The organism is Microcoleus sp. D3_18a_C4, assembly GCF_036702415.1.
Taxonomy (GTDB): Bacteria; Cyanobacteriota; Cyanobacteriia; order Cyanobacteriales; family Microcoleaceae; genus Microcoleus.
This window is the reverse complement of sequence record NZ_JAUBTI010000001.1, coordinates 187,877-213,240: the sequence shown is the minus strand read 5'-3', so window position 1 is coordinate 213,240 and position 25,364 is coordinate 187,877. Positions and strand designations below refer to the sequence as shown.

The 25,364-nt window shown below is 44.3% G+C and carries 20 protein-coding genes; 8 read left to right on the top strand and 12 right to left on the bottom strand.

Features of this window, described 5'->3' with window-relative positions:
* The first annotated feature begins 101 nt into the window (after nt 1-101).
* Complete coding sequence (locus tag QUB16_RS00940) at nt 102-491, top strand: hypothetical protein (protein WP_006632408.1); 390 nt, start codon at nt 102-104, stop codon at nt 489-491.
* 141 nt (nt 492-632) lie between these two features.
* On the opposite strand, the gene QUB16_RS00935 is transcribed toward QUB16_RS00940, so the two are convergent.
* Nucleotides 633-1,223 (bottom strand): YraN family protein, encoded by a 591-nt coding sequence (locus tag QUB16_RS00935; RefSeq protein ID WP_333313365.1) that lies wholly within the window; start codon nt 1,221-1,223, stop codon nt 633-635.
* A 14-nt stretch (nt 1,224-1,237) separates the two neighbouring features.
* Between QUB16_RS00935 and QUB16_RS00930 the strand changes: the two genes are divergently transcribed.
* Nucleotides 1,238-1,753, top strand: coding sequence for a pentapeptide repeat-containing protein (locus QUB16_RS00930; RefSeq protein WP_333313364.1), 516 nt, complete (start codon nt 1,238-1,240; stop codon nt 1,751-1,753).
* A 297-nt stretch (nt 1,754-2,050) separates the two neighbouring features.
* Here QUB16_RS00930 and dnaG read toward each other — a convergent pair whose 3' ends face one another.
* Entirely contained in the window at nt 2,051-4,069 is a 2,019-nt protein-coding gene (gene dnaG, locus QUB16_RS00925; RefSeq protein WP_333313363.1) for a DNA primase, read from the bottom strand.
* Nucleotides 4,070-4,329: 260 nt separating this feature from the next.
* Here dnaG and QUB16_RS00920 point away from each other — a divergent pair, with 260 nt between their 5' ends.
* Both QUB16_RS00920 and QUB16_RS00915 read left to right on the top strand, forming a co-directional pair.
* Nucleotides 4,330-5,271 carry an NAD-dependent epimerase/dehydratase family protein gene (locus tag QUB16_RS00920; RefSeq protein WP_333313361.1) on the top strand — a complete coding sequence of 314 codons (942 nt, stop codon included), beginning with the start codon at nt 4,330-4,332 and terminating at the stop codon, nt 5,269-5,271.
* Nucleotides 5,272-5,728: 457 nt separating this feature from the next.
* Nucleotides 5,729-7,933, top strand: a complete 2,205-nt coding sequence (locus QUB16_RS00915; RefSeq protein WP_333313359.1) for a tetratricopeptide repeat protein — start codon at nt 5,729-5,731, stop codon at nt 7,931-7,933.
* Nucleotides 7,934-8,125: 192 nt separating this feature from the next.
* Here QUB16_RS00915 and QUB16_RS00910 read toward each other — a convergent pair whose 3' ends face one another.
* Nucleotides 8,126-8,863 carry a hypothetical protein gene (locus QUB16_RS00910; RefSeq protein ID WP_333313357.1) on the bottom strand — a complete coding sequence of 246 codons (738 nt, stop codon included), beginning with the start codon at nt 8,861-8,863 and terminating at the stop codon, nt 8,126-8,128.
* Complete coding sequence (locus QUB16_RS00905) at nt 8,860-9,186, bottom strand: MgPME-cyclase complex family protein (RefSeq protein WP_172192102.1); 327 nt, start codon at nt 9,184-9,186, stop codon at nt 8,860-8,862. The genes QUB16_RS00910 and QUB16_RS00905 overlap by 4 nt, the downstream gene beginning before the upstream one ends.
* 284 nt (nt 9,187-9,470) lie before the next feature.
* On the opposite strand from QUB16_RS00905, the gene QUB16_RS00900 reads away from it, so the two are divergent.
* Nucleotides 9,471-10,091: a hypothetical protein gene (locus tag QUB16_RS00900; RefSeq protein ID WP_333313355.1), complete on the top strand. Its 621-nt coding sequence runs from the start codon at nt 9,471-9,473 to the stop codon at nt 10,089-10,091.
* A 7-nt stretch (nt 10,092-10,098) separates the two neighbouring features.
* Here the strand turns inward: QUB16_RS00900 and QUB16_RS00895 are convergent, their stop codons facing one another.
* Nucleotides 10,099-11,529, bottom strand: coding sequence for a hypothetical protein (locus tag QUB16_RS00895; RefSeq protein ID WP_333313353.1), 1,431 nt, complete (start codon nt 11,527-11,529; stop codon nt 10,099-10,101).
* Entirely contained in the window at nt 11,526-11,990 is a 465-nt protein-coding gene (locus QUB16_RS00890) for a hypothetical protein (protein ID WP_333154643.1), read from the bottom strand. Before QUB16_RS00890 ends, QUB16_RS00895 begins: the two co-directional genes overlap by 4 nt.
* A 144-nt stretch (nt 11,991-12,134) precedes the next feature.
* Between QUB16_RS00890 and QUB16_RS00885 the strand changes: the two genes are divergently transcribed.
* Both QUB16_RS00885 and QUB16_RS00880 read left to right on the top strand, forming a co-directional pair.
* A complete protein-coding gene (locus QUB16_RS00885) occupies nt 12,135-16,130 on the top strand; it encodes an nSTAND1 domain-containing NTPase (protein WP_333313352.1) in 3,996 nt (1,331 codons plus the stop codon).
* Nucleotides 16,131-16,291: 161 nt separating this feature from the next.
* Nucleotides 16,292-17,491 carry a glycosyltransferase gene (locus QUB16_RS00880; RefSeq protein WP_333313351.1) on the top strand — a complete coding sequence of 400 codons (1,200 nt, stop codon included), beginning with the start codon at nt 16,292-16,294 and terminating at the stop codon, nt 17,489-17,491.
* Between the two features lie 364 nt (nt 17,492-17,855).
* Here QUB16_RS00880 and QUB16_RS00875 read toward each other — a convergent pair whose 3' ends face one another.
* From QUB16_RS00875 to QUB16_RS00860, 4 genes are all read right to left on the bottom strand, one after another.
* Nucleotides 17,856-18,764 (bottom strand): MoxR family ATPase, encoded by a 909-nt coding sequence (locus QUB16_RS00875; RefSeq protein ID WP_333313349.1) that lies wholly within the window; start codon nt 18,762-18,764, stop codon nt 17,856-17,858.
* 294 nt (nt 18,765-19,058) lie between these two features.
* Nucleotides 19,059-20,264 (bottom strand): bifunctional riboflavin kinase/FAD synthetase, encoded by a 1,206-nt coding sequence (locus QUB16_RS00870; protein ID WP_333313348.1) that lies wholly within the window; start codon nt 20,262-20,264, stop codon nt 19,059-19,061.
* 531 nt (nt 20,265-20,795) lie between these two features.
* Nucleotides 20,796-21,698, bottom strand: coding sequence for an MBL fold metallo-hydrolase (locus QUB16_RS00865; RefSeq protein ID WP_333313347.1), 903 nt, complete (start codon nt 21,696-21,698; stop codon nt 20,796-20,798).
* A 599-nt stretch (nt 21,699-22,297) separates the two neighbouring features.
* Nucleotides 22,298-22,513 carry a hypothetical protein gene (locus QUB16_RS00860; RefSeq protein ID WP_333313345.1) on the bottom strand — a complete coding sequence of 72 codons (216 nt, stop codon included), beginning with the start codon at nt 22,511-22,513 and terminating at the stop codon, nt 22,298-22,300.
* Nucleotides 22,514-22,814: 301 nt separating this feature from the next.
* On the opposite strand from QUB16_RS00860, the gene QUB16_RS00855 reads away from it, so the two are divergent.
* Nucleotides 22,815-23,765 (top strand): hypothetical protein, encoded by a 951-nt coding sequence (locus QUB16_RS00855; RefSeq protein ID WP_333313344.1) that lies wholly within the window; start codon nt 22,815-22,817, stop codon nt 23,763-23,765.
* A gap of 88 nt (nt 23,766-23,853) precedes the next feature.
* On the opposite strand, the gene QUB16_RS00850 is transcribed toward QUB16_RS00855, so the two are convergent.
* Complete coding sequence (locus QUB16_RS00850; protein ID WP_333313422.1) at nt 23,854-24,009, bottom strand: zinc ribbon domain-containing protein; 156 nt, start codon at nt 24,007-24,009, stop codon at nt 23,854-23,856.
* Nucleotides 24,010-24,103: 94 nt separating this feature from the next.
* Nucleotides 24,104-25,342 carry a transposase gene (locus tag QUB16_RS00845; protein WP_333313342.1) on the bottom strand — a complete coding sequence of 413 codons (1,239 nt, stop codon included), beginning with the start codon at nt 25,340-25,342 and terminating at the stop codon, nt 24,104-24,106.
* Between the last annotated feature and the right edge of the window lie 22 nt (nt 25,343-25,364).

Genomic DNA, 25,364 nt, shown 5'->3' with positions numbered 1-25,364 from the left:
CCCATCCAAAGTCGGGTGCTTTTCCCCTTGTGGTGGCGGGTATAGCCCGGGATGATAGAGGTATAGCATCAGCTTTGCTCATAAGGCTCATAAGGATCGTTATGGAATACCTCTACTACATCGCCAATACTAGCCTTACTCTGAGAGTCGTGGATTACCTACGCACGGCTCATCATCTTCCCTTGCAATTTATCACTGTTATTCACCAAATTGACGGCTGGGTGGTAAAGGTGAAAATGAGCCAATATTTAACTCCTGAAATGCACGGGGATTTTCGGGCTTTTATGAACGAACTCGGGATTCCTTACGATCCTGAAATTCGGTTGCAAATGGCGCTTTGGAGTTTGGAAACCGGACAGTCGCCACTGAGCGTGATGCGCCGCTACCAGGTTGCCGTGGTTTGTCACGGCAGCCCTGACCGTAAGGAAATTGAAGCCTTTCGCCAGCAGTTTGTCAAGGGTCTGGGATATTGCCCGGAAACTCTAGCCTAGATTGCTACGCATATAAATTAACTGTTATGACAGAGACCCAAAGGGGGAAAGTGTCCGAGTATCCGAGGGGGAAATTTTTTATTCTGCTTTATAATTGCTACCTTCGGATGGCTTTGCCCGATAATTTTTAATTATATATTTTTAAATGCTAAAAGCCGAGCGAATGTATTCTTGCAGGGTGAGTCGGTAGTTTCCTGCAACGGCGGATTGAGCGTGCGCTGCTGTTAATGGTGGTAATAGTCGCTTAGTGTTTTGTTGTGAAGGTTCGCACCTGACTAAGGCGACATCAAAGCGACAAGAATTATTTGCTAAATCTGGATGAGTGCTTAAAAATATTTCGGCTGTTTGCCAAAGTTTGGCTTGTTTTGTGGTAGTAATAGCCAACATTCCACCAGCATCCCAATTTCCCCGGCGGCGAGTTTTCACCTCTACAAATGCTAATGTTTGGGAATGGTGATTGGGAAGAACTTGGTTTTTGGCGGTTTCTTCATCTCTTCCGAGTGCGATGATGTCAATCTCTCCCCAGCGACAGTGCCACTGCCGGTGCAGGATTTCCCAGCCTTGCTGCTGCAACCAGTCGGCGACTAAGTTTTCTCCCAATGTGCCGATATCCCTAGAGTTTGGGGATTGGGGGCAATTGGAGTCAGCGGTGGCGATCCTCTTCGAGGGCTTCGCTAACGGGCGATCGCGCTTTCTGGTAAAATTCAATTCATAACTGTCACGACTGCCCATTAGCTTGAACTTGTATGATGATTTCTCGAATTCGCCAACATATTTATACTTTCTTGCTGAGTTTTGTTATTTTAGCAGTAATTGCCACTGGGGCGATCGGCATTAATCCCGCACCTGCTTTCGCTTTGGATCACGACAAAGAAATCCTAGTCGGCGCTGATTTTAGTGGACAAGTTCTGACTGACGACAGTTTTAATAAAGCTAATCTTCGCAACAGCAATTTTACTAAGGCAGATTTGCGGGGTGTCAGCTTTTTTGCGGCCAATATGGAAGAGGCAAATTTTGAAGGCGCTAATTTCACAGGTGCTACTTTAGATTTAGCTCGCATGATGAAAGCGAATTTAACTAATGCTATCATTGAGGGTGCTTTCGCTTACAATACCAGGCTGGAAGGAGCTATTATTGACGGTGCTGATTTTACAGAGACACTGCTGCGAGACGATATGATAGAAAAACTTTGTAAAGTGGCAAAAGGTACTAATCCGGTGACGGGTAGAGATACTCGCGAAACTCTTTTTTGCGATTATTGATATCAATTCCGGTAACACCAGCAACCGAGGACACGGCAATGCCGTTTCCCTGCCCCGATTCATTGTAGGGAAACGGCACTGCCGTGTCCTGATTTCAGGTAAGGGGTAAGCTGCAACTATCAGCACCCTACAGATAGAGTGTGCGTCTGGGACTGATATCATGTCCGATCGATTAACAATAATATCCCGGCCGGGGCGGGTTTTTGAGCTTGTCAATTATTAGCCGGTATGGTTGGTGAACCCGCCCCTACGAAAATCGCGATCGATCCACCGGACATGATACGATCTAAAATGATATTAACTCCAAGGCACGGAGGTTAAATCGTAAAAATTAACTTGACGCAGCCGCTCTAATTCCTTGAGCCATTCTTGTTCGGCACAGAATAGTTGGTGATATTCTATAGCCTCTTCGCCACTGCTAGCGGCCTTGGCTTTTTCCCACATATTGAGTGCAATTCGGCGGCGCTTCATGCTGATAATTTGCTCGATACAGGCGAGGGCAGATCTAATTACTAGAGGTGCGCGATAAACATTTCTTTCTGAGAACTCATTTAAGTGAAATAAATGCGAGATTTGATTTAGTTGATTGGGATATTCAATGAAGCTATCTTGCAATTTCAATATTAACTCTGAAGGCGCTACTTGTAAAGACATTTTGTGCAAGATTTCTGCATTCACAATCTGGTGCCACAAAAATCTGTGGTGAGAAAGGCTAAACTGCACGTCTCTAGCTTCTATTGCTTCTCTGACATCTTGGCGGTATTCGGGACAGTGCAAATAAATCTGCAATAATTGCGCTTCTGCTTCTTCTAAAAGACTGCGGGCTACGGCAGATAAGCTAGATTTTGAGCTTTTGTTTTCGCCGCTTGCACGCTGCTTTTTATATTGTTTGGTCGGCTTCAGCTTGTTTCTAATTAACAGGGGCATTGTCAAAGATTCGTCTTGACTCTGCCGCCTTGCCCAATCGCTGACTACTTGATTGAGCAAGTTTTCCGCGAGCATTTTTGTGAGTCTAAAATCTCCTTTGCTGAGAATTTCGGCGCTTTTTTGCAAATAATGTGCTAGCTGATTGTCGTCAGTGATATTAGTTAATAATTTTATTATTTTTTTTGTAACTTGCTGGGAAGTATCGGCTTGCTTCAAATCTTGATTGACGAGCATTTGTTGCAGTTGCCAGTCGAGCCACAATGGAGCATTTTCGAGCAATTCTCGATATTGTTCTGGGGAGTAGGTTTTGAGATATTCGTCGGCATCTTTGCCGTCGGGAATGTTGAGCACCCGCAGTTGCACTTCTCCTTGATAAGCGAGTTTTTCTATTTCTCCAATCGCGCGTTCTGCTGCTTGAGTTCCTGCTTTGTCGGCGTCGAAGTTGAGGATAATTTGTTTGGAGTCCGTGTACCGCAATAACTGCCGCACTTGGTTTAAGCTTAAGGCTGTGCCGAGGGAAGCGACGGCGTTGGAGATGCCGGCGGCCTGAAGTGCGATCGCATCAAAGTACCCCTCTACAACCACTGCGCGATCGGCTTTGCTAATGGCTGTTTTCGCCGTATCTAAGGCGAATAAAGTTTTGCCTTTGTCGAAGAGTTCTGTTTCGGGAGAATTGAGGTATTTCGGCTGTTCGTCGCCGAGAGCTCTGCCGCCGAAACCGATGACTCTGCCTTGGGTGTCGCGAATGGGAATCATAATGCGATTGCGGAAGCGATCGTAATAACCGCTGCCGCCATTTTTTCGGGGTACAATTAATCCAGCTTGTTCTACTAATTGCGCCGGATAATTTTTCTGTTCTACTAAATAACTGTAAAGTGCTTCCCAACCTTGGGGCGCATAACCTAATTGAAATTGTTGGATAGTTTCTTCGCTTAGCTGGCGCTCTGATTTGAGATATGCTAGGGGTTCTTCTCCTTGGGTTTGTCGCAAAGCGTGTTCGTAAAAGTTGGCTGTTAGTGCTGAGATTTCATAGAGTTGTTCCCGCAGAGAAATTTGTCGCTGCAATTCTTGTCGGTGTTCTGGTTCGACTGTTTTGACGGGGACTTGATAATTTTTAGCTAATTCTAATACTACTTCGCTGAAAGGGCGTTTCTCCAATTCCATGAGAAACTTAAAAGCATTGCCGCCTGCACCGCAGCCGAAACAATAATACATTTGTTTGCCGGGACTGACAGTAAAGCTGGGAGATTTTTCGTCGTGAAAGGGACACAAACCTACGAATTCTTTCCCGCGTTTCCGCAAGACGACGCGACCGGAAATAACGTCTACTATGTCGGCTCTTTGTTTGACTTCTTCGATTGTTTCTGGATGCAGCCGGGGAACTTGCATAGGGCTATTTTAGGCAAATTGAAATTATTGGAGAAGGAAAGCACTACACGGATGAGGACACGGATACACGGATGAATTATCTAGTCTGAGTGATTTCTCATGAGATTCAAAATCCCAGCCCCCTTAAAAAGGTGAAATAATCAGTGTCAAAGTCACCCTTTGTAAGGGGGATTTAGGGGATATCCGGGGATAGAAAACACGCCCTAGGGCATAATTTTATTGTAAGATATTTACACTAACTGTAAGGAGCATCGAAAATAATGCGAATTTTAATGATGGGCGGTACTCGGTTTATCGGGGTTTATCTTACTAAGATTTTAGCAGCACAAGGGCATGAAGTGGTGTTGTTTAACCGGGGCAACAAGCCTGTACCGGTTGCGGGCGTGAAGCAGATTCAGGGCGATCGCACAAATGTTGAACAATTGCACGACAAGTTATCGGCGGTCGAGTTTGACGCGGTTTTTGACAACAACGGCCGTGAACTCAGCGATACAAAGCCTTTAGCTGAAATATTTAAAGGGCGGGTGCAGCACTTTGTTTACATGAGCTCTGCGGGGGTTTATTTGAAGTCGGATCAAATGCCTCATATTGAAGGGGACGCTACCGATCCTAAAAGCCGGCATTTGGGTAAATGCGAAACCGAAAATTACTTGGCCGAGTCCGGTTTGCCTTGGACTTCGATTCGCCCGACTTACATTTACGGCCCCCAAAATTATAACGATTTGGAGGCTTGGTTTTTCGATCGCATTGTGCGCGATCGACCGATTCCGATTCCCGGTAACGGAATGCACTTCACGCAGTTGGGGCACTGTCAGGATTTGGCTAAAGCAATGGCGGCGGTTTTGGGCAACGAAAGGGCGATCGGGCAAATTTACAACGTTTCGGGCGATCGATTTGTCACCTTTGACGGTTTAGCCCGCGCCTGCATTCAAGCGGCAGGCAAATCCCCTGATGCTATTAAGATTGTACACTACGATCCGAAACAATTTGACTTCGGCAAGAAGAAAGCTTTCCCGATGCGATTGCAGCACTTTTTCGCTTCAGTGAATAAAGCTGTCACCGATCTTAACTGGCAGCCTGAATTTGACTTACTTTCTGGCTTAAAAGATTCTTTTCAGAATGATTATGTAGTTTCGGGGCGGGACAAAGCTGAGGTAGATTTTTCAGTCGATGACGAGATTTTGAAATCAGTTCAAAGTTAAGTTAGAGTGGGAGCATCCCAATGCCGGCCACAATCTAGAACCCCACCCTAACCCTCCCCTTACTAAGGGGAGGGAACAAGAAAAAAAGCCCACAGACTGTCACAGTAAAGTTCGCACAGCGCGCCTTACATCAAAACCAAAGATAGTTAGTTAGAGGTTATAGCAAAATTCCACAATGGCAGGTCTGTAATTATTGAAATCCAAATTCTATACCTGCCGACATGAGACAAGCTAGCTTGGTAAAATACAGCAAAAAATGAGGGAACTCAATTAATGATTGAAGAACTGCACAAGGATTTCACGCGGAAATTTATTTTATGGAAATTCAAACTCCTCCGTTGTCGTTCGACCAATTAAAAATTTTCGAGGGGTCATGTTAGAATTTTCAAATGCCGAAGATTTAACAGCTTGGTTGGAAGCTAATTCTCCAAAAGACTAGGAATATTAGGTAAATCTCATGCTTGGAATAACACTCGGCAATCGCTACAGCATTATCCGTCACTTGGGAGGCGGCGGATTTGCTCAAACTTATTTAGCTGAAGATAAGCAGCTACCAGGCAATCACCTCTGCGTCGTCAAGCAGCTTAAACCTCACGCAACCGATCCCGAAACTCTAAAGGTAGCAAGACGTTTATTCGATACGGAAGCACAAGTTTTGTACAAGTTGGGAAATCACGATCGCATTCCCCGACTTTTTGCTTTTTTTGAAGAGAATCAAGAGTTTTATCTAGTTCAAGAATTTATAGAAGGCCACGATTTAAGTCAGGAAATTATACCCCCCCAAACCCCCCCTTACCAAGGGGGGGCTGGACTTGGCTCCCCCCCTTACCAAGGGGGGGCTGGGGGGGGTTCCTCTTACCAAAGGGCGACTGGGGCGGGTTCCCCTTACCAAGGAGGAACAGCAGGAGTCATGCAGGAAGATGCAGTCATTTGTATATTGCAGGAACTTCTCGAAATTTTAGACTTTGTACACCAACAAAATGTGATTCACCGCGATGTCAATCCCCGCAATATCCTCCGCAGAGATAAAGACGGAAAATTAGTTTTAATTGACTTCGGCGCAGTCAAAGAAATTACTACTCAAATCACCAATCCTCAGCCCAAGAATAGCTTGAGTGTCAGCATCGGTACTCCCGGTTATATGCCCAGCGAACAAGCTCACGGCAACCCGAAACTCAGCAGCGATATCTATGCCGCAGGTGCGATCGCAATTCAGTTCCTCACTGGCATAAATCCTCACCAAATGCCAAGGAACCCCGATACAGAGGAAATTATTTGGCAGGACAAAACATCCGTCAGTCCTGAATTTGCGAAGATTTTAGATAAGATGGTAAAGTACGATTTTAGGCAACGTTATTCTAGTGCCAGCGAAACGCTGCAAGCTATTAAAGAATTGAAAAATTCTTTCAGCGGTACAGTTCCTGTATTGCCTCCGGTTGCTGCTGCGAATAAGCAGGTAAAATCCCGAAAAAAACTGTATTTAAAAATATTGTCGCTCGCCAGTTTAATTGGCATCAGTATTATAGCATCTATTTATGGTGTAAATACTTTTAATGCGGCCAATGCAACTGACCTGTACAACCGAGGTAATACTCTTTACAATTTAAGCCGATTTGAAGAAGCTCTGGCCGCTTATGAGCGAGCAATAAATCTCAGGCCTGACTACGCGGAAGTGTGGCAGGAAAAAGCCAAAACTTTGTACGAATTGAAAAAATATCGAGAATCGCAGTCAGCTTATGATAAAGCCATAGAATTAAAGCCGGAATACTTGGAAGCTTGGACGGGACGCGGTTATGCTTTGGATAAGTTGCAACAGTCTCAAGAGGCGATCACATCTTTTGATAACGCTTTGAAAATCCAGCCCGACTATGCCGCAGCGTGGGAAGGTAGAGGCGATGTTCTGTTAGACTCGCAGCGGTACGAAGAGGCGATCACTTCCTACGAAAAAGCTGTAAAATTTCAGCCCAATTTGTACCGTGCCTGGTACAATCGGGGACAAGCTCACCAAAAATTAAAACAGTACGATCGAGCCGTTGAATCATATCAAAAAGCAGTTGAAATCAAATTCGATAATTATGAAGCTTGGTACAATTTAGGCAATGTCTTCCTAGAAGTTAACAAAAACCAAGAAGCTTTTGAAGCCTACGAAAAAGCCGTGCGATTTCAGCCCAAGTTTTATCAAGGGTGGTACAGTAAAGGCATCGCTTTGCTGAAAATGCGGAGGCATGAAGAAGCGGTAGAAGCTTACGAAAAAGCTGTAAAATTAAAACCGGATTATTATCAAGCGTGGTATAATTTAGGCTGGGCCTACCACGAATTACGCAAGTATGAACAAGCAATTGAGTGTTATAACAGAGCCTTAGATTTAAACCCGAAAGAATATCAAGCGTGGTACAATAGAGGAAATGCTCAGTCCAATTTAAAGCGGTACGAAGATGCGCTAGTCTCTTACAATGAAGCTGTCTATGTCAAGCCTGACTACTCGGAAGCCTGGTACAGCCGCGGCAATGCACTTATGGCGGTAAAAAGATACGAAGATGCGATCGCCTCCTATGACAAAGCAATTCGCTACAAACCGGATTACGGAGCGGCAATGGAAGCAAAAAAGCGGGCAGAAAGTCAGCTAGGAAGCAGCCCGCTAGAGTCCGAACAACAACAATAATTGTTATTAATCCGCGTGGGCGGACTTTGTTTGTTTAAGCTGTTCCGCATCTTGCGTTGTATTTTTCGGGCGGGCGAGACGCCCAACCCCTACTCCCCACAATAATTTCATCAAAGTTGACTGTAAAATTTAGATGCGCCTCAGCTTAGTAGCGATTTCAAGATCCGAACGATCGTGGGGGTAGGTTATCTTTTAGCGAACAGCGGGAGCAATTACGGTAACTCGGCGGCTGTCTACTAACATCGGCCAAAAACCTCGATCGCTCAATGCTTTTACGGCATCAGTAGCGGCGTTTTGATCCGTTGTATAAGCGACGAATAAAAAGGGACGCTGGCCATAGGAAGCTAAGCCTACTTGCGTGCCGAATGCTTGCCTGACTTGGGCGGCTAATTCCGGTTGGTTGAAGTAATCTACTAACACTGCATAACCAGGGCCCAGGGGTTGGGGATTGAAGGCAAGATTGCCGGTTGAAGGATTGGTGATTGGTTCAGAAGCTGGTGCTGGCTGAGGGTTGTAGACTGGCAAATTTTGGGGTAGTGCCGCAGCGGGCGATCGTACTACGTAAGCTTGCAATCCGACAACATCTTCGATGTATTTAACCCAATCGCTGGCGATTTGCGAGTCGCGAAAGCCACCAACTCGCGTCACCGTGTCATTGATATACCGACAAACGGTGTTGTTAGTATTTCCGGGGAATGAGCGTTTTGCTCTTTCTTGCTGTTCGGGTGTTGGGGTGACAATTAACAGTAGATATTCATCGGACTGGGGCGGTTGACAGCTCGACTCAGCTTTAACAGAATTCGATAAAATTGTTAAGGCAAAAAGGGCGATCGAAGTAGCAGAAAATAGGGGTAGAGACAAAATAAACTTGTACAGTTTACCCCTAATTGTTGTTAGTTGTTTGGTCGGATATTTGGCTATTTTATTCATGCTGTCTGTAGGGATGCAAGGGCATCGGGAATAGTTGGTGATGGTGCTTGAAATTCACCTGTCAGTACATATTCTAATCGCAGTTTCAACCAGGTGATGAAGACTGGATCGGTAGAAATAATAGCGGCGGCTGGCTGAGGGCATTTTGCTTTAACTTCTGCCATTGTCGGTGCTTCTAGGAAAGCGGGCTGTTTGACTAGCCAGAAGTCTATTTGTTTTTCTTGTTCGTTGTAGTTGCGAGTTCTTTCTTTAAACACTTCATCTAGGGCTTCTTCTTCTAGCAAAAAGCGTTGGCTGGCTAAAACGTAGTAGTAGGTTTGCATTTTTCTCGGTTGTTAGGGGTTGACGGTTTGCGGTTAATGCCGCCTGTACCGACCAGTTTTGCTGGTCAGGGGCGGGTTTGCCGAGTTGCGGTCGTTGGAGAGTTCTAGACTCTTGTGCCGTTTACTTTACCTTATTGCTGTCATTTTGGGTAGGTGTAGAGCTACGTAAAGGATAAATGTTGCAAAATTTACCCAAATAGCCAGTTACGGCTGCAAAACCAGCGCTCTCCCCATGTTATATTTGTTAGTACCCACTTACTTAACTCAAACACAGTGAGGTAAATATGGCTTTTAGCAATTATAAAACGATCGGGGCAGTTATCAAAGAATTTCAGACAATTTATACTGAAGCTAATTTTGTGATTGAAATTGCTTTCACTGTCCCTGACTACTTTCGCGAAGACTTGCAAATCATGATGATGGAAGGAGTAGTCGATAACTCAGAATTTGCAGTTTGCGAAAATTTGATTTATCCCGTGCTAAAAGAAGTTTGGAAGTGCTATCGCAGTAAATTTGTTTTGTGGAGCCATGAAGCTCTCAACTATGACACTAAGTTGTCAGGTTTTCCTGAGTATATTTTGGCAAAACGTTCTCCTCTCGGCAAAGTTGTGTTTGACAAACCGTATTTGCTTTTAGTTGAAGCTAAGCAAGATAAATTTGAAGAAGGCTGGGCGCAGTGTATAGCAGAAATGATTGCAGCCCAGCGACTTAACGATGAACTTCAAGTTATTATTTTGGGTATTGTGTCTAATGGCAAAACCTGGCAATTTGGCAAGCTAGAAGGAAATGTTTTTACCAGAAATATCAATTTTTACAGCATTCAGGAACTAGATCAACTTTTTGGTGCTGTTAATTACATCTTTCAACAGTGTGAATCGCAGCTAAATCAATTGGTAGCTGTTTGATTTGTTGTTACTTTTTCCGCCAAAGCTGTCCTAACCAAATTAGTATAGCAGTAAATAACCCAGCGGCGAGTGCGGCACTCAAGCTAAAGGTAATCTTAATGGCAAAAGGCAACCAAGCGCATGGAATATGTAGAGTAGAAAGCGCCAAATCGAGCGGGGGATTTAAGAAGTTGTCATTTGGCTCAGTCGGTATTTCGATTGAGGCGACGATGGAGCCCACTGCTAGTCCAGCACCAATAATCCCAACAGTGTTTTGGAAAGTGCGATCGCGCTCAGCTTGTTCTATCTCTGTAATTGCCCGACTTGAGTTGATTAAGTCTTGCAGTAATTGTGAGCCTAGACTGAAAGAAGCATAGTCTTTTTGCACTTGTAACTGGTATTTTTTCTCTACATCTTCGCTGAATTTTTCCAGGAATTTTAGATCGCAGGGGAGGATTTGAGCGATCGTGTTTTGTAAGTTTGGGGTTGGGATTTGATTTAGGCGATCGCCAATAGTACCGATCCGTCTACTATAGTTGATGGCGTTAATTTCAATAGTGCGAATTTGAGCATCTAGATAATGTAATTTTGTGGTATACTTAGGTAATAGATTTTGGGCATCAACAACGGTTTTGCGGAGTTTTTTGAGATTTTGACTGTAGATGTTTCCTACGAGTTGGTTAATATCTCTGAAATCTTTTTTTAGTTGTTGTTTCAGATAGCGACTTTGAGCATAAGCCCAGAAAACTTTATGGCGATAGCAAAATAAGGGCAGCAGTTTAGTGTTAAAATCTTCCCAAACTGTTTTGGCAGCATCACTGCTCGGCATTACGGCAATGATGAGATGGATATTCTCTTGTAGTTGTTGAATAGTGCGTGGTGTAGAATCCTGTGTTGACTCCTGCATCAGCAGTTGGTACCGTGAAAGCTCAAATATACTCCCTCCCAGAAAAGACCCTTTACCTGGGAAATCTCGTTCCCATTTCAAGCCAATATTTAAGGATTGACAGCATTTTTTAGCAACTTCTTCTGGACTAATGTTTGGGTTGTCCATCTCAGTTACAATCAGCCAGGTTTGCCCGATATTTGGCTCCTGATTATTTAGCTTTTCCTTGATTTTAGCTTGAAATTGGGCAAGACAACTGGCTGGGTGAGGAGTCCTATCTTCCTTAAAAGAACAACCCAAAAGTAATCCATAGGTATCGTTCAAGCGGACGGGTAAATAATAGCCTTCAAATGGTTTGTCGCCGTCAGTAAAACCCTCACACCTATTTGTCAGCAGTTCCAGGTATTCCGATTCAAAAACAGAATCTCCGTTAAACAGGGATGAACGAATATTTGTCGGTAATTTAGCCGCAAAATTTTTCTGATTGGCTGTTAAGGATTGGGCATCTTCACCCAATCCTTCCCGCAGGTCATAAAGAAACAGAAATAAGTTAGGGTAGACGAGGTTTATCATTTATTGAAAGTTGTTTTAAAGAAATCTTTGAGTTTTTCCAAAGGCAATTTTTTGCTGGCTTCTACGGGGTTCAAAGTTTTCAGAACTTCGGTACTCATGTTGAGAATTTCGTTACTTTGAGAGTCTTGAACTGGCTTGGGTTTACCAGCACGTTTTTCCAGTTTATTCCCAACTGTTAATATCTGTTCTAGTTCAGCTTCAGTGGGTAGTAGTCCAGAGGGTATTTTACCATCTACGGCTTCTACTAAAGCTATTGCCACTTGATATTGCTGATTTAAAGAATCATTCGCCTCAACCACCTTCCTCAATCCTTTTTCGATGGTATCCCAAGCTTTAGGATTAGCATCTAACTGTTTACCTACCTTATTTAGGGCAGCTTGTTCAGTTGGACTCAGGGGTTGATCTAAGTTGCTCAGAGCTATCAACAACGCTAGTAAAGTGGTGTCAATGGATGCAGTCATAAAAATATTTTGTGGATATTACCAGTATATACAGCAAGTCAAAATCGCTGTAATGTAGTCTACACAAAGAAAAACATTAAATCCGGAAGAAACTAATTTGCTTGTGTATAGTCAGAAAAGACACTACTGCATGAGTGGGTGAACATGACGAAGCGACAAGCCTTGGTAATTGGCATCAATGAATATCCATTTGAAGGCTATCTCCCTACAGCAGCACAGGATGCGGAGAAGATTGCCCAACTTTTAGAGGAATACGGCAGCTTTGAGGTACATCGGTTGCCAATTTATGATGAGAGGGAAGTTTCACAAGATTTATTTGTTACCCTCCCAGAACTGAAGACGGCAATTACCCGGCTTTTTCAACCCGAAAGTGTCATAATTCCAGAAACAGCACTGTTGTTTTTTGCAGGTCATGGCTCGAGAAGGCAGAAAAATGGACAAACCGAAGGCTTTCTAGTCACCAGTTGTCATGATGATAATTGCAGGGAGAGCGGTCTGTTTTCCCTAAAAGACTTACATCAGATATTAAAAAATAGTCCGGTACAACAGCAGATTGTTTGGTTAGATTGCTGTCATAGTGGGGAGTTATTCAATTTTACAGAGACTAATTTAGGGAAAGAAACAAGAGGGCGTGACCGTTGTTTAATTGTCGCCTCGCGGGAGTTCGAGACAGCGATTGGAGGGGTGCTGACACCAGCATTGTTGGCAGGTCTTAACCCTGAGAATAACAGCGACGGCTGGGTGACAAATTACACGCTAACAGACTTTATTGATAAGAAATTGAATGCGGAAAAACCACAGCAGCATCACAGGTGTAGTAATCCAACTGGTATCATTCATTTAACTGGTAAAAACGGTGTTCTGGCAAATATTCGTCCTTACAGAGGGTTGAAATATTTTGACTTCAATCCAGAACAGCTAAAAGCGTGTGACGATCACAAATATTTCTACGGACGTACAAACTTAACAAAACAGCTATTACAAAAGTTGCGTGACAGGAATTTTATTGCGGTATTGGGAGTGTCTGGAAGCGGAAAATCTTCCCTAGTAAGAGCTGGGTTACTTTATCAGTTGTACTTAGGTAAGGAAATCGTAGGGAGTCACAGTTGGAAACTATACCCATCATTTCGACCCGGTAAGCATCCACTGGAAAGCCTCAAAAATGTCATTGGAGTAGAAGCAGACCAACTAGAGGCTTTAGTCAACCAAATGGCATCTGCTGATCGTCGTGTGGTGTTGGTAATAGACCAGTTTGAAGAAATTTTTACCGAATGCAAAGATGATGCTGAAAGACAGAAGTTTTTTAACTGCTTATTGAAAGCTGTAGAGGGTTTAGGGCATAAACTATGCCTGGTGCTGGTGATGCGTTCAGATTTTGAAGGCAGATTTCACCAACCAGAATATGAAAAAATAGGCAGGAAAATTTCGCAGAAGCAGAATCTGTTTAGAGTTGAGCAGATGACCGATGTAGAATTACGGGAAGCTATTATAGAACCAGCCAAAAAAGTTGAAATAGAAGTTGAAACTGAATTGGTAACAAGTTTAATTAAACAGGTAGAGAATTCACCGGGTTATTTGCCCTTGTTGCAGTTCACCTTAGATAAACTTTGGCAACAGTCTCAGAAAAAGCGGTTAATTAACTCGGATTTAACCAAATTAGGAGGAGTAGCAGGAGCACTGGAACAACACGCAGATGAAATATATGACTCCTTATTACAAGATGAAGACAAAAATCGGTTACCAAATCAGCAGGGGCTGGCTACGCAGCAGGTTGCCAAGTGGATTTTTGTGGCGCTGACACGCTTAAATGTTGAAGGTGATGATACACGTAGGCAGGTTCGTAAAGAAGATTTACTGACTGATAAATCACCAGAAGCTAAAGAATTGTTAGAACAGGTTATCAAACGTTTAGCAGATGCTAAGCTAATCGTAACGAGCCATCTAGAAACAGAAAATAAAAAAATTCCTGTGGTAGACATTGCCCATGAAGCATTAATTCGCTATTGGCCACGGTTATACAGTTGGCTTCACGAAAATAGAGAAGCATTGCTGATCCGACAAAATATTGAAGATGCTGCTCAAACGTGGCGAGAGCAAGATAAAAATAATCCTCATCAACTCAGTCATTCTAAGCCACATAAATTTATCGATCCTTTTATTCATTATTTTTCACTATTAGTAGGTAAAAATAGAAGTTATTTGCTGTCAGGTAAGAAATTAAAAGAAGCAGCAGATTTTATCAAAAAAGAAGATATACAGCTTTCAAAGGTGGCTGAAGATTTCCTAAATTTAAGTCTACAGTGCGAAAAATATTCACGTAGTATGCGTATTTTATTGTTTTCTATATTCGGTCTATTAGGAACAACATTGTATTTTAAAAGCCGAGTCTCTCTCAGTCAGAATCTAGTGAAACAAGCAGAAGACCTAAGAAAACAGCCTGCTGAGTTTCAAACAAGTATGCTGTTGGCTATGGAAGCTGTCAGAATTCATGAATCTCTAGAAACAACTCAAAATTTGTGGCATGGATTAACTTTATTGCCACAAAATATACAAAATATAACTAATACATCTCCCAAGAATGATGATATCGGATTTAGTAAAACTAAGAAGTATCAAGTTACTACACTTGAAAACTATCATTTTATGTTAAAAGCATGGAACAATAGTCAAAAAAAATATGAGGAGATTTATCCTTTTCAACCTTTTGGTTATGTTAACCATGTAAGTTATGAATTCAGCCACAACGATCACTATCTCGCTACAGGATATAGTAAATATGGTGGATATTCTGAAGTTTTATCAGATATGACTAATCATACTAAAGCTGAGACAGAAAATGTTACGCTAGGTGGAGAGTATATTTTTAAGAATATAGCATTTAGCTATAATAGCAAGTACATAGCTACAGTAAATCATGACAATAAAATTGAACTTTGGGATGCAAATAACCGAAAAAGAATATGGGAAATAAAGTCTCCTACTCAATTAAATAAAATTGCTTTTAGTCCAGGCGATAAATACTTGGCAGTTACCGATTCTAGTCAAATTAGACTGTTAGAACCACTCACGAAAAAAATAAAAACTATTAATTGGCAAAATGGTAATATTGGGAAAATAGTCTTTTGTCCAGAAGGAAAGTATTTGTTCGGCACTTCCCAGCTTGATAAATCAGCTTATAGTGAGTCATCAGTATTTGTTTCACAAGTTTGGGATGTTGAAACCGGGTCGGAAGTAGCCCGGTTTACTGACAAAGATGAAATACAAAAAGTAACTTATTCGTCTGATGGTAAATTTTTAAATATTGAGTATAGGAATGGAACAGTAAAACAATGGGAACCTGCGAATAGATGGATATTATCTTTGAGAACTCAAGATGATATTCTATCCCTCAATTTTAGTGATGATGGAAAATATTTAGTGGCAATTGGTCAGACTAATGCAGGTGTATCTGCCGACATATGGGATGTAAATAGCCATAAAAAAATCAAAACTTTTGGTTTAGCAAGTAATTCATCGCCTGCTACAACAGTGGTATATGCAGTTTTATTTAGTAATGACTTCAAATATTTATTTATATCTTTAAATGTGGGAGGTATTAGTGGTTATAGAACACAACTCCATGAAACTCAAAGTGGGAATGAGATATCATCCTTTTGGGACGATAACTTATCTTTTGAAGAATCATGCAAATCTCGCTCTACTTGGAAGGCTGAAAAATATTCTGCTCGGTGTATTGACAATCGCAAAATTATAGTGAAAGAAAATAGTAACAATAGAGAAATAATACTATCTAAACCCGCTACTTTTTCTACACAAGACTTTATGAAGCAGATTAAGCAGCATGACCGTAAGGCAATGTTTATTATAGACTATATTCTCAGTGAAGAAAGATTTAAAGAGATAGTCTCTGAGAAGAAGGAGGATAATATAAATAGTATAACTTTTAGTAAAGATCGCAAACTTCTGGCTGTTGCTGATGCAACTGGAACAGAAAATAACATAATAAAATTAGTTAGCTTACCTCAAAACAAGCTCACAGATGAAGTATGCCAACGCTTAACTCGTAATTTTACGAAAGAAGAATGGAAGCAGTATTTACCGGGAGAGGGGTATCGCAAGACTTGTTCAAATTTGCCTTAGAAATAGGAGCGATCGTATTGATGGTAAATTTGAGAATACGATCGCCCTTTCCCAATCCCCATCCCATCAATTGCGATAGTGTCAACCTACGGTACTGTGCGCTCGCCATATCCCCATGCTAAAATAAACTCAATAAATTTCAAAGCCTTTCCAGCCTGTTCATGAACATCGCTTATCTAGTCAACCTCTATCCCAAAGTCAGCCACAGCTTTGTCCGCCGAGAAGTGCTAGCCGTTGAAAATTGCGGCATGAAAGTCGCACGCTTTTCCATCCGATCCTGCGAGTCAGAACTCGTTGATGAGGCCGACAAACTAGAGCAAGAATTGACTAAAGTAATCTTAGGAGTTGGCGTACAGGGGTTAGCGTGGGCTTTGCTGCGCGTTGCCGCAACTAGACCCATTCGATTCATCGAAGCTGTGCGGTTAATGTTCAAAGTTGGCTGGCACTCGGAACGGGGGATTTTGCTGCATCTAGCTTATTTAGCAGAAGCTTGCATTCTTTTAAATTGGTTTGCAGAATCCGGTACAACACACGTTCACGCTCACTTCGGGACAAATTCCACAACAGTCGCAATGCTGTGCCGCGTGCTGGGCGGCCCGACTTACAGTTTCACCGTTCACGGCCCTGAAGAATTTGATAAAGCCACACTTCTTTCCTTAGACGAAAAAATTAAACGCTCGACCTTTGTAGCAGCAGTTAGTTCCTTCGGTAAAAGTCAGCTTTTTAGGTGGTGCGATCGCACTTTTTGGTCAAAAATTCACGTCATACACTGCGGCGTAGATGCTGCATTTTTAGCTGCACCCTACGTCCCCATACCTCCAGCACCCCGCTTAGCTTGCATTGGCAGACTCAGCGAACAAAAAGGTCATTTGTTATTGCTAGAAGCTGCTAACTTGCTAGCAGTTCAAGGCTTAGAGTTTAAGTTGGTACTCGTAGGAGACGGGCCGCTGCGATCGGATATTGAACAGCAGATTTTGCAACTCGACCTGCAAAACCATATAGAAATTACCGGCTGGGCCAGTGGCGATCGAGTTCAGCAAGAGATTTTAGCTTCACGGGCAATGGTATTGCCTAGTTTTGCTGAAGGTTTGCCCGTTGTAATTATGGAAGCCCTCGCTCTCAATCGGCCCGTAATTAGCACCTATGTTGCTGGCATCCCGGAACTCGTAGAACCCGGTGTTTGCGGTTGGTTAGTTCCTCCCGGTTCCGCAGAAGCATTAGCCGTAGCGATGCGCGCGGTATTGGAAGCACCTCTAGAAAAGCTAGAACAAATGGGAAAAACAGGAGCAGAGAGAGTTGCTCAACAACACAATGTCGATTTAGAGGCAAAGAAATTAGTGGCGCTGTTTGAGAGTGCTTGAGAATGGTGCAAAACCTATGGATTAACTGACATTTTGCACCATTATTAATAAGTCTTTCAAGGGTGGGCAGGATGCCCAACCCCTACTCCCCACAGGAAAATTAATTGTTTGTGGAACAGGCCGGAAAGCCTGTTCCTTGAATTAAGCTGTAATTGTTTGTGGAACAGGCCGGAAAGCCTGTTTCTTGAATTAAGCTGTAATTCTTTATTGTTTGTGGAACAGGCCGGAAAGCCTGTTCCTTTAATTAAGCTGTAATTGTTTGTGGAACAGGCCGGAAAGCCTGTTCCTTTAATTAAGCTGTAATTGTTTGTGGAACAGACATCTTGCCTGTTCCTTTAATTAAAGCAACCTACTTACAAACTTTTTAAGGAATAGGAACTGATCGCAACAACTTGTCAACAATCGTCTTAGCCCTCCTTCCGCCCGCCGGAATCAACCTGTGAGAAAGTACGTGCGGTGCCAAATATTTCACATCATCAGGAGTCCCATAATCCCGGCCCTCCATAAACGCCAAAGCCTGCAACGCCCGGTGCAAAGCCACCGCACCCCGGGGACTCACCCCCAGAGTAATCTCCTCATCTTCCCGCGTCGATCGCACCAAATCTACAATATACTGTTTCAAAGAGCCTTCCACCTTCACAGCAGCGCACAAACGACGCAATTCCTGCACTTCTTCCAAAGAAATACAAGGCTGCAAATCTTCAACAGCAAAACTATCAGAAAGCCGTTCCAACATTTGCAACTCTTCCAACGCAGCGGGATAGCCCAAAGTCAAAGACAAAGTAAACCGATCCATCTGCGCTTCCGGTAGCGGAAAAGTGCCTTGATATTCGATCGGGTTCTGAGTCGCAATCACAAAAAACGGCGTCGGAACATTTCGAGAAACTCCATCTACTGTCACCTGCTTTTCTTCCATCACTTCCAGCAAAGCTGACTGAGTTCGCGGCGTCGCCCGATTGATTTCATCGGCAAGCAAAACATTAGCAAAAACTGGCCCGGGCAAAAACTCAAACTCTCCGCTGCGCGGATTCCAAATATTAGTACCCGTGATATCCGTCGGTAACAAATCGGGAGTGCACTGAATCCGCTGAAACTTCCCATCGATCGATCGCGCCAAAGACTTCGCCAGCAGCGTTTTTCCCACACCCGGCACGTCTTCCAGCAGCGCGTGCCCGCCCGAAAGCACGGCTACCAGCACCAAGCGAATAGCATCCGCTTTGCCGACCATAGTTTTGCCTAGATTTTGTTTGAGCCGCTCAATATGTTGTCTCATATCCCTGATTTCTAATTACTAATTGCTAATTGCTAGTTGCTAATTGTTGAAAAGATATCAAGATTGCCAAATTCTTGAGTCTTTGCCTTGCGGACTTCGGATTTGTACAAGTAGAATTTAGTCTGACTCATCTTGCACCATTTTTAAAACCGATCGCCCGTTCTAGATCGCATAATTATTAGACTTTAGCAGCTATAGCGGTTCTCAAGCGTGGTGAGGTATGGGGACGAGTCCTATGCCCTATGCCCTATGCCCTATGCCCTATGCCCTATGCCCTATGCCCTATGCCCAAGGCTATAATACGCTTCTAGCAATATCACAATCTGCCTGAATTTGAGTTTTGAGAGCTTCCAGAGACGCGAATTTTTGTTCGGGTCGCAAAAACTCTACCAAACTCGCGCTCAAGGTTTGACCGTACAAATCCCCAGACCAATCTAACAGGTGAACTTCCACAGTGGGTTGCAGGCCGTCTACTGTCGGGCGGCAACCAACATTCATCACCCCATTGACAAAAGATAAATTTGATGCTGTGCCGGGAATTAGAGAGTTGGGATTTTCCCGCTGATAGGAAGAACTTTCCTCTTTCATCTTTTCCCCTCCCTGCTTCACCGAGACTCGCACCGCGTACACGCCAAAACGTGGCAAAAATTTTTCCGGCGGCAGTTCGATATTAGCAGTAGGAAATCCGATCGTCCTACCCAGCCGCTGTCCCCCAACCACAGTCCCGACTAAACTGTAAGGTCGCCCCAGCAACTGATTCGCTCTTGTGAGGTCGCCGGATGCCAGACCTTCGCGGATTGCAGAACTGCTGATCCGATCGCCCTCACCGCAATTGTGCAGGGGTACAAGAGCAACATCAATACCGTAACCAGAGGCGATCGACTGCAAATCCACAGCCGTCCCAGCGCGTCCCCGTCCAAACCGAAAATCAACCCCCACACTAATTCGACTCGCTTTTAGTTGTCGCACCAAAATTTCCTCGACAAACTCAGAAGCAGTCAAAGCCGCAAGTTCTCGATCGAACGGCAGCAGCACAAGTTGCTCGACGCCCATTGCTGCGAGCAATTCTACCTTTTCTGCCAGAGGTGTCAGCAGTTTTTTCGGTTGACCCGTAAAGAATTCTTGCGGGTGGGGATCGAATGTCACCACAGTGCCGTAAAGCCGATCGACCCCATCAGAATCGATCCCAGAGAGGCTGTTGCCCTCTGCCCTTGTCTGCCCTATCAAACCATCGAAATTATGGCTGCTGCAGGCTCGATCGGGCGGTGCTGCTGAGTCATTGTCGCAGGTCGCCAGATGTTCTGTTTCCAAATTTTGATCTCTGCCAGCGTTGGAGAGCAAGTTTTGCCCCGACGCAATAACCGTCGCAGAATTTTGCCCAGGCGATCGATTTAAAATTGGCTGCACGACTTGTCGATGCCCTAGGTGCAAACCATCAAAGTTTCCCAAGGCAACAGAAGTTGGAGTCAGAGCAGCGCTACAAGAAGAAGTTACCCACACGCTTAAAATTTTGACACACTTAGCCAGATTGCGATCGCCAGTCGATATTAGATGTTAGATGTTAGATTTTAGAATTGACTCCACAGATAAATCTGGAAGCTTGAACTATGGTCTAAACTTTTGGGTTTTCCACGACAGGAGTCGGGGCTTGTATCCGTCTTTGAGTGAGGTCAATCGATTTTAGATTTTAGATTAAAGAATGGAAGCATTGACTTGCGCGAGATAAATACGTTCGGCAAGTTTCATCGGATACAGGTTTTTTATTTCACCGGTCCTGAGTTTGCGCGTTGGAATGAATCACGTGGCGGGTATCCTGGATGCTTGATTGTCAATCGATTTTCGATTTTCGATTTTCGATTGAAGCATTCACCCCACGGATAAATTCGGGGGCTCCTTTATCGGATACAGGTTTTTTATTTCTGGACGGATGAATCACGTGGCGGGTATCCTGGATGCTTGATTGTCAGCCCTCGCTTAAATGTCAGATTTCACAGATCGAGATTTCAGAACCATCTGACAATCTCAAATCCATCAGACAGACACTTGAGGCGCTTGCACCGACGCTTCAGACAAATCGTTATCAGGAGGCAGCAATTGTAACGACAAACCTTCCCGCGCCATCAAACTATTCGGGAACCTTTGAGCCACTTCTTCTCCCACCCTGTCTAAAAACTCGTCATTGTGCAGCGGGTCGTGGTGAAAAATCACCAACTTTTTGACATTAGCAGCCTTTGCCACCTTCACCGCTTCCTGCCAAGTCGAATGTCCCCAGCCGACCTTGCTGCTCTTCGGGGCATAATACTCCTCATCGGTATAAGTAGCGTCGTAGATCAGCACATCAGCATCCTGAGCTAAATACAGCACATTGTCGTCTAAACGATCGGGAAAATGTTCGGTATCAGTCACGTAAGCAGCCGAATACCCCCGCCAGTTTACGCGGTAGCCTATAGCTTCGCCCGGATGGTTGAGCAAAGCAGTTTCCACCTTAATCTCTCCGATTTCCAGCGGTTTGCCCACTTCTATATCGTTAAATTTCAGGTCTGCCCCCATAATTTGCAGGGGGACCGGAAAATTGGGGTGCAGCATCTGGTCGTGGAGGCGCTGCTGGATAGTAGCCTTATTAGGAGCAATAGCCCCATAGATGTGAAAGCAGTTCCCAGGAATAAAAGCTGGGACAAAAAATGGGAATCCTTGAATGTGATCCCAGTGAGAGTGAGTAAAAAACATATGAGCTTTTACGGGCATCTGGGACAGGAGAGTTTGTCCCAAAACCCGCAATCCAGTACCGCCATCGAAAATTAGGCGACTGTCACCCACTCGCATTTCTACACAGGGCGTGTTGCCCCCGTAACGTACTGTTTCTGCTCCGGGAGACGCTATGCTACCTCTAACGCCCCAGAAGTGAACCGTGAATTGGTTGTGCATACTAGACATGGGTTTTCTTGCAAGATTGTTCCGGCGAGTTATCGATAAGGTGTTTACATATTACTAAGGGCTTTACCATCAAACCCAAGTTCTTTGACGGTCGAGTTCCCCACTTGTTGAAAGTGCCAAGAGTCTCGCTCATCGCGAGAATGCAAAACTGTTGGGCTTGACAACTGAGCAATAAATTACAAGGTAGACTAATCAAGTCTCGATCGTAACTATTCTTTTCGTCTCTTCACTAGCCTAACCTCCGCAGACACACTTTGGGGCAGCAGTTCTGTCTGAGTTTGGTCAAAAGCCGCTGTTTGTTCCAGCCTCCGCACTTGCCGAACCCGATCGCGCGGTTGCTTGTTTGCCCTGCTGCTTTACGGGTTGGAACGCGGATGATGGCTTTCCTGCTATCTAGTCCGGTTTAGCGACCATAATATGCAGGTGTCGGGGCTGTTTTGCGCCGATATCTGGCTGATGTTGCCGATCGGGCGTGAACGTGCCTCTACAAGAAGGAGGGTTAATTTACCCGACTTGAGATGCTCCCGCCATTTAACCCCTGCCCATGAGCATCAGGGACTCCTTTTTAGCAGAACCCGGTTTAATTAACTCAACTCCCATTAATTCCAAAATCTTAGCAGTTTAGGAATGCTTCTGCTATTAATTATCAACCCATACTGTCTGGATTGTCGGCTCGCCCAGAGGCGGCGGTTCGTCCAGCTAGCGGTCAAGCTGAACCCAGCCTCATCTGACACCGGGGTAGCAGCGACATCCCCAGCCACCGGGCAAAAGGCTAAATTTTCGTCGTGCATTTCTTGGCGGACGAATTGAATCACTCAAAATTCCCCTATTTTCGGAAATTAAAAAATTTCGAGTTTTTGCCATCATGCCAACTCCGATCGCCCAAGGGCCTCAAGAGTGATTCAGAAATATTCCCTGTTAACCTGTGGTGCTTTTCTCAACAATCTTCAATAGCTCTATCTTTGGTAAGGATTTCTCGGAATTTGGCGCAGTTGCGGTACTGGCCACGGGTTTGAATTTCGGGTATCATAGAGTCTTAGACTCTTGTTTGCCGAGAATCTAAATCACTGCTAAAAAAGCCTCGATAACTTTAAGTTATTTTTCAAAAAAGTCAGTATGAATCAAGTTAAAAAAACTACAACCAAGCTGAATAGATCGCCTGTGAAAGTGTCCGATCGCACTTTGGAACTCGGTAATCTCCCCTTGAGCGACCTGTCTGTAGAAATGACGGATGGCCAAGCTTTGAGGAAATTTAGTTCCGACGATCGCCCGCCGGGAACCCCAACAGCCACAGGCCGGACTGCCGAAACAATGCGCCGGAGGGTAGATGGCAAGAGCGAGTGGGCCCGATCGCCTGTGGTTTCTACTGCGTTTCTCAAGTGGCTGCTAGAGAGTTTGACTCGATCGAAAGGTTGGCTGGCAGTTGTCACCCTGGCAGCAGTTTGGGGGTGGTGGAACAGTCAGTTACTGTTTTCCACAGGCCTGGGGATAGCAGCGATGATGCTGGTTTACCGAGGGCAGTCGTGGGACTGGCAATTGCTGCGAGCAAAAGGCGAGCAATTTTGGGAAGGCCCGAACCGCCGCTTCGTTTTAGCCGTCGGCACCGGCGGCATTGCTACCTTGGGCGCTTACATGAGTTTGGCGATTTGGGCGGACTCAAGCAGCCACTGGATGGCTTTGAGCCTAATTTTGCAGAATTTGGGCACGATCGCGATTGCAGGACTGTTGCTGCGGCAAGGGTTGAGTCTGGGGGCCGCAAAAGATGAAGTGGTGCTCGATCGCATCTTGGCGGATTTGACTGATGCTGACCCCGTGAAGCGTTTGATTGCAGTGCGGCAAATGACCGATTTGGTGAATCAGGGTGGGTTTGGCCCTGTGAGCTCTGTCAAAAGTTCGTTAGCGAAGCCCTCGCAGAGGATCGCCCGTTCCCGCGCTGCCGAGTGCTTTCGCCTGATGCTGAGTCGGGAACCAGAAGCTTTAGTCCGCAATGCCCTTCTCGAAGGTTTGCAGACTTGGGACGCTACTTATGGCTTTGTTGCTTCGGACAAATTATCTAAACTTATCTAAAGCTATCTTTAGATAATCCGAGTTTACTTCCTACGCTATTGGGCCCAACGTAGTGGAGGGAGTCGGCTATCCCCCTGGCTGCCGAGGGTTAAGAGTTCAAAATATTAACGCTTGCATTCCAACAATTGCGATCGATATATCTACCACAACCAGGACAATAATAAGTCCGAACGCCCAGTGGCATATCTTTTTTATTCCCACAATTTGAGCTTGTTTTAGAACATCGAGTAAACGCATCTTTCAAGTCAATCAAAGCATTTTGGTAGACTCGGCTAGACAACCGATTTATCTAAGCGAATTCAGGTTGCTTCTTGAGGTAGTTGTTGACACTCCCCGTGCTAAAGCAGCGGGGATTCTCCGGAAATTAATCCGGATATCCTTTTTTCTGGATAACCGCTTTCTACATTAGATAACTGCGAGTTAACCGATAAATTAAGGTTCCTAGGCTCAACCCACTTAGGGATTGATATTTCCAAAGGCGTTACTTTCCCGCAGTCCGCAGGTAGTCTTTTTTGATTACGCGGAAATGATAAACCGCTTTTCTTGGCTATTTTCCTAGAGGCTCCTGTATCAGCGTGTTCAGCATAACCACAGGCGCGACACACGAACTTTTCTCCGTCTCGGTTGCCTTTCTCTGTATGTCCACATTTAGGACACTCTTGAGAAGTGTGTCGGGGGTTAACTGCAAATACAGGCTTGCCAGACTTCGCAGCTAGCCACGCTATTTTTCCAAAAATATCCCCCCAAGCACAATCTAGGATTCTTTTATTAAGTCCACTCTTGGCAGCAGCACCATTCTTCCTATAACCTCCTTTTCCATCGTGCGATTGTTTGGCGCGTTTAACCATGTTGGTTATTTTTAGGTTTTCTTGCGCTACAGCATCAGCCGTTTTAACTATCTTATCGGCAGCTTTCCAGTTATATCCGTCTCTTTTTTGGGTTAGCTTGTGTTGGGTTTGAGACAGCTTGATCTGTGCTTTTTTCCTGTTGCTAGAGCCTTTTTGCTTGCGACTGGCAGCACGATTTCTTATCGCTAATCGTCGAGCTGTTCTATAGTTTGTTGCAACAGCTATATTCTCAATAAAGCTACCATCTGAAAGGGACACAAGCTTGTTTATTCCTACATCGATCCCAACAACTGACTTAGGTTCGATAAGTTCTGGCAGTCTCACTCCGTCGTCAAGCAGTACACTGATGTACCAATATGTCCCTTTTTGCTTGACGGTTACAGTTCGGATTTCTACATTGAATGGAAAACTTCTGCTATTGAAGTATTTCATCCAACCAATACCAGGAAGATAAACTCGGTTGTTTTCAAACTTGCAACGCCCCGGTTTGTACTCGAAGGTCTTGAAATTTGAGGCTTTTCGGTAAGCCGGAAAGCCTCTTTTATGACTCCAAAAACCTGCAAACGCAGTATCTAGTTTAGCCAGGTTTCGCTGCAACACATCTGAATCAATACGGCTGTACCACTCGTTTTCTTTTCTTAACTCAGTAGTTCTCTTACTTTGAATACCCCCAGCGCTATCCCAACACAGACCTAGCTTTTTACTGGTCTTGGTTAATGTTGCAGACATAACGCCATGCTTGACAACCGGA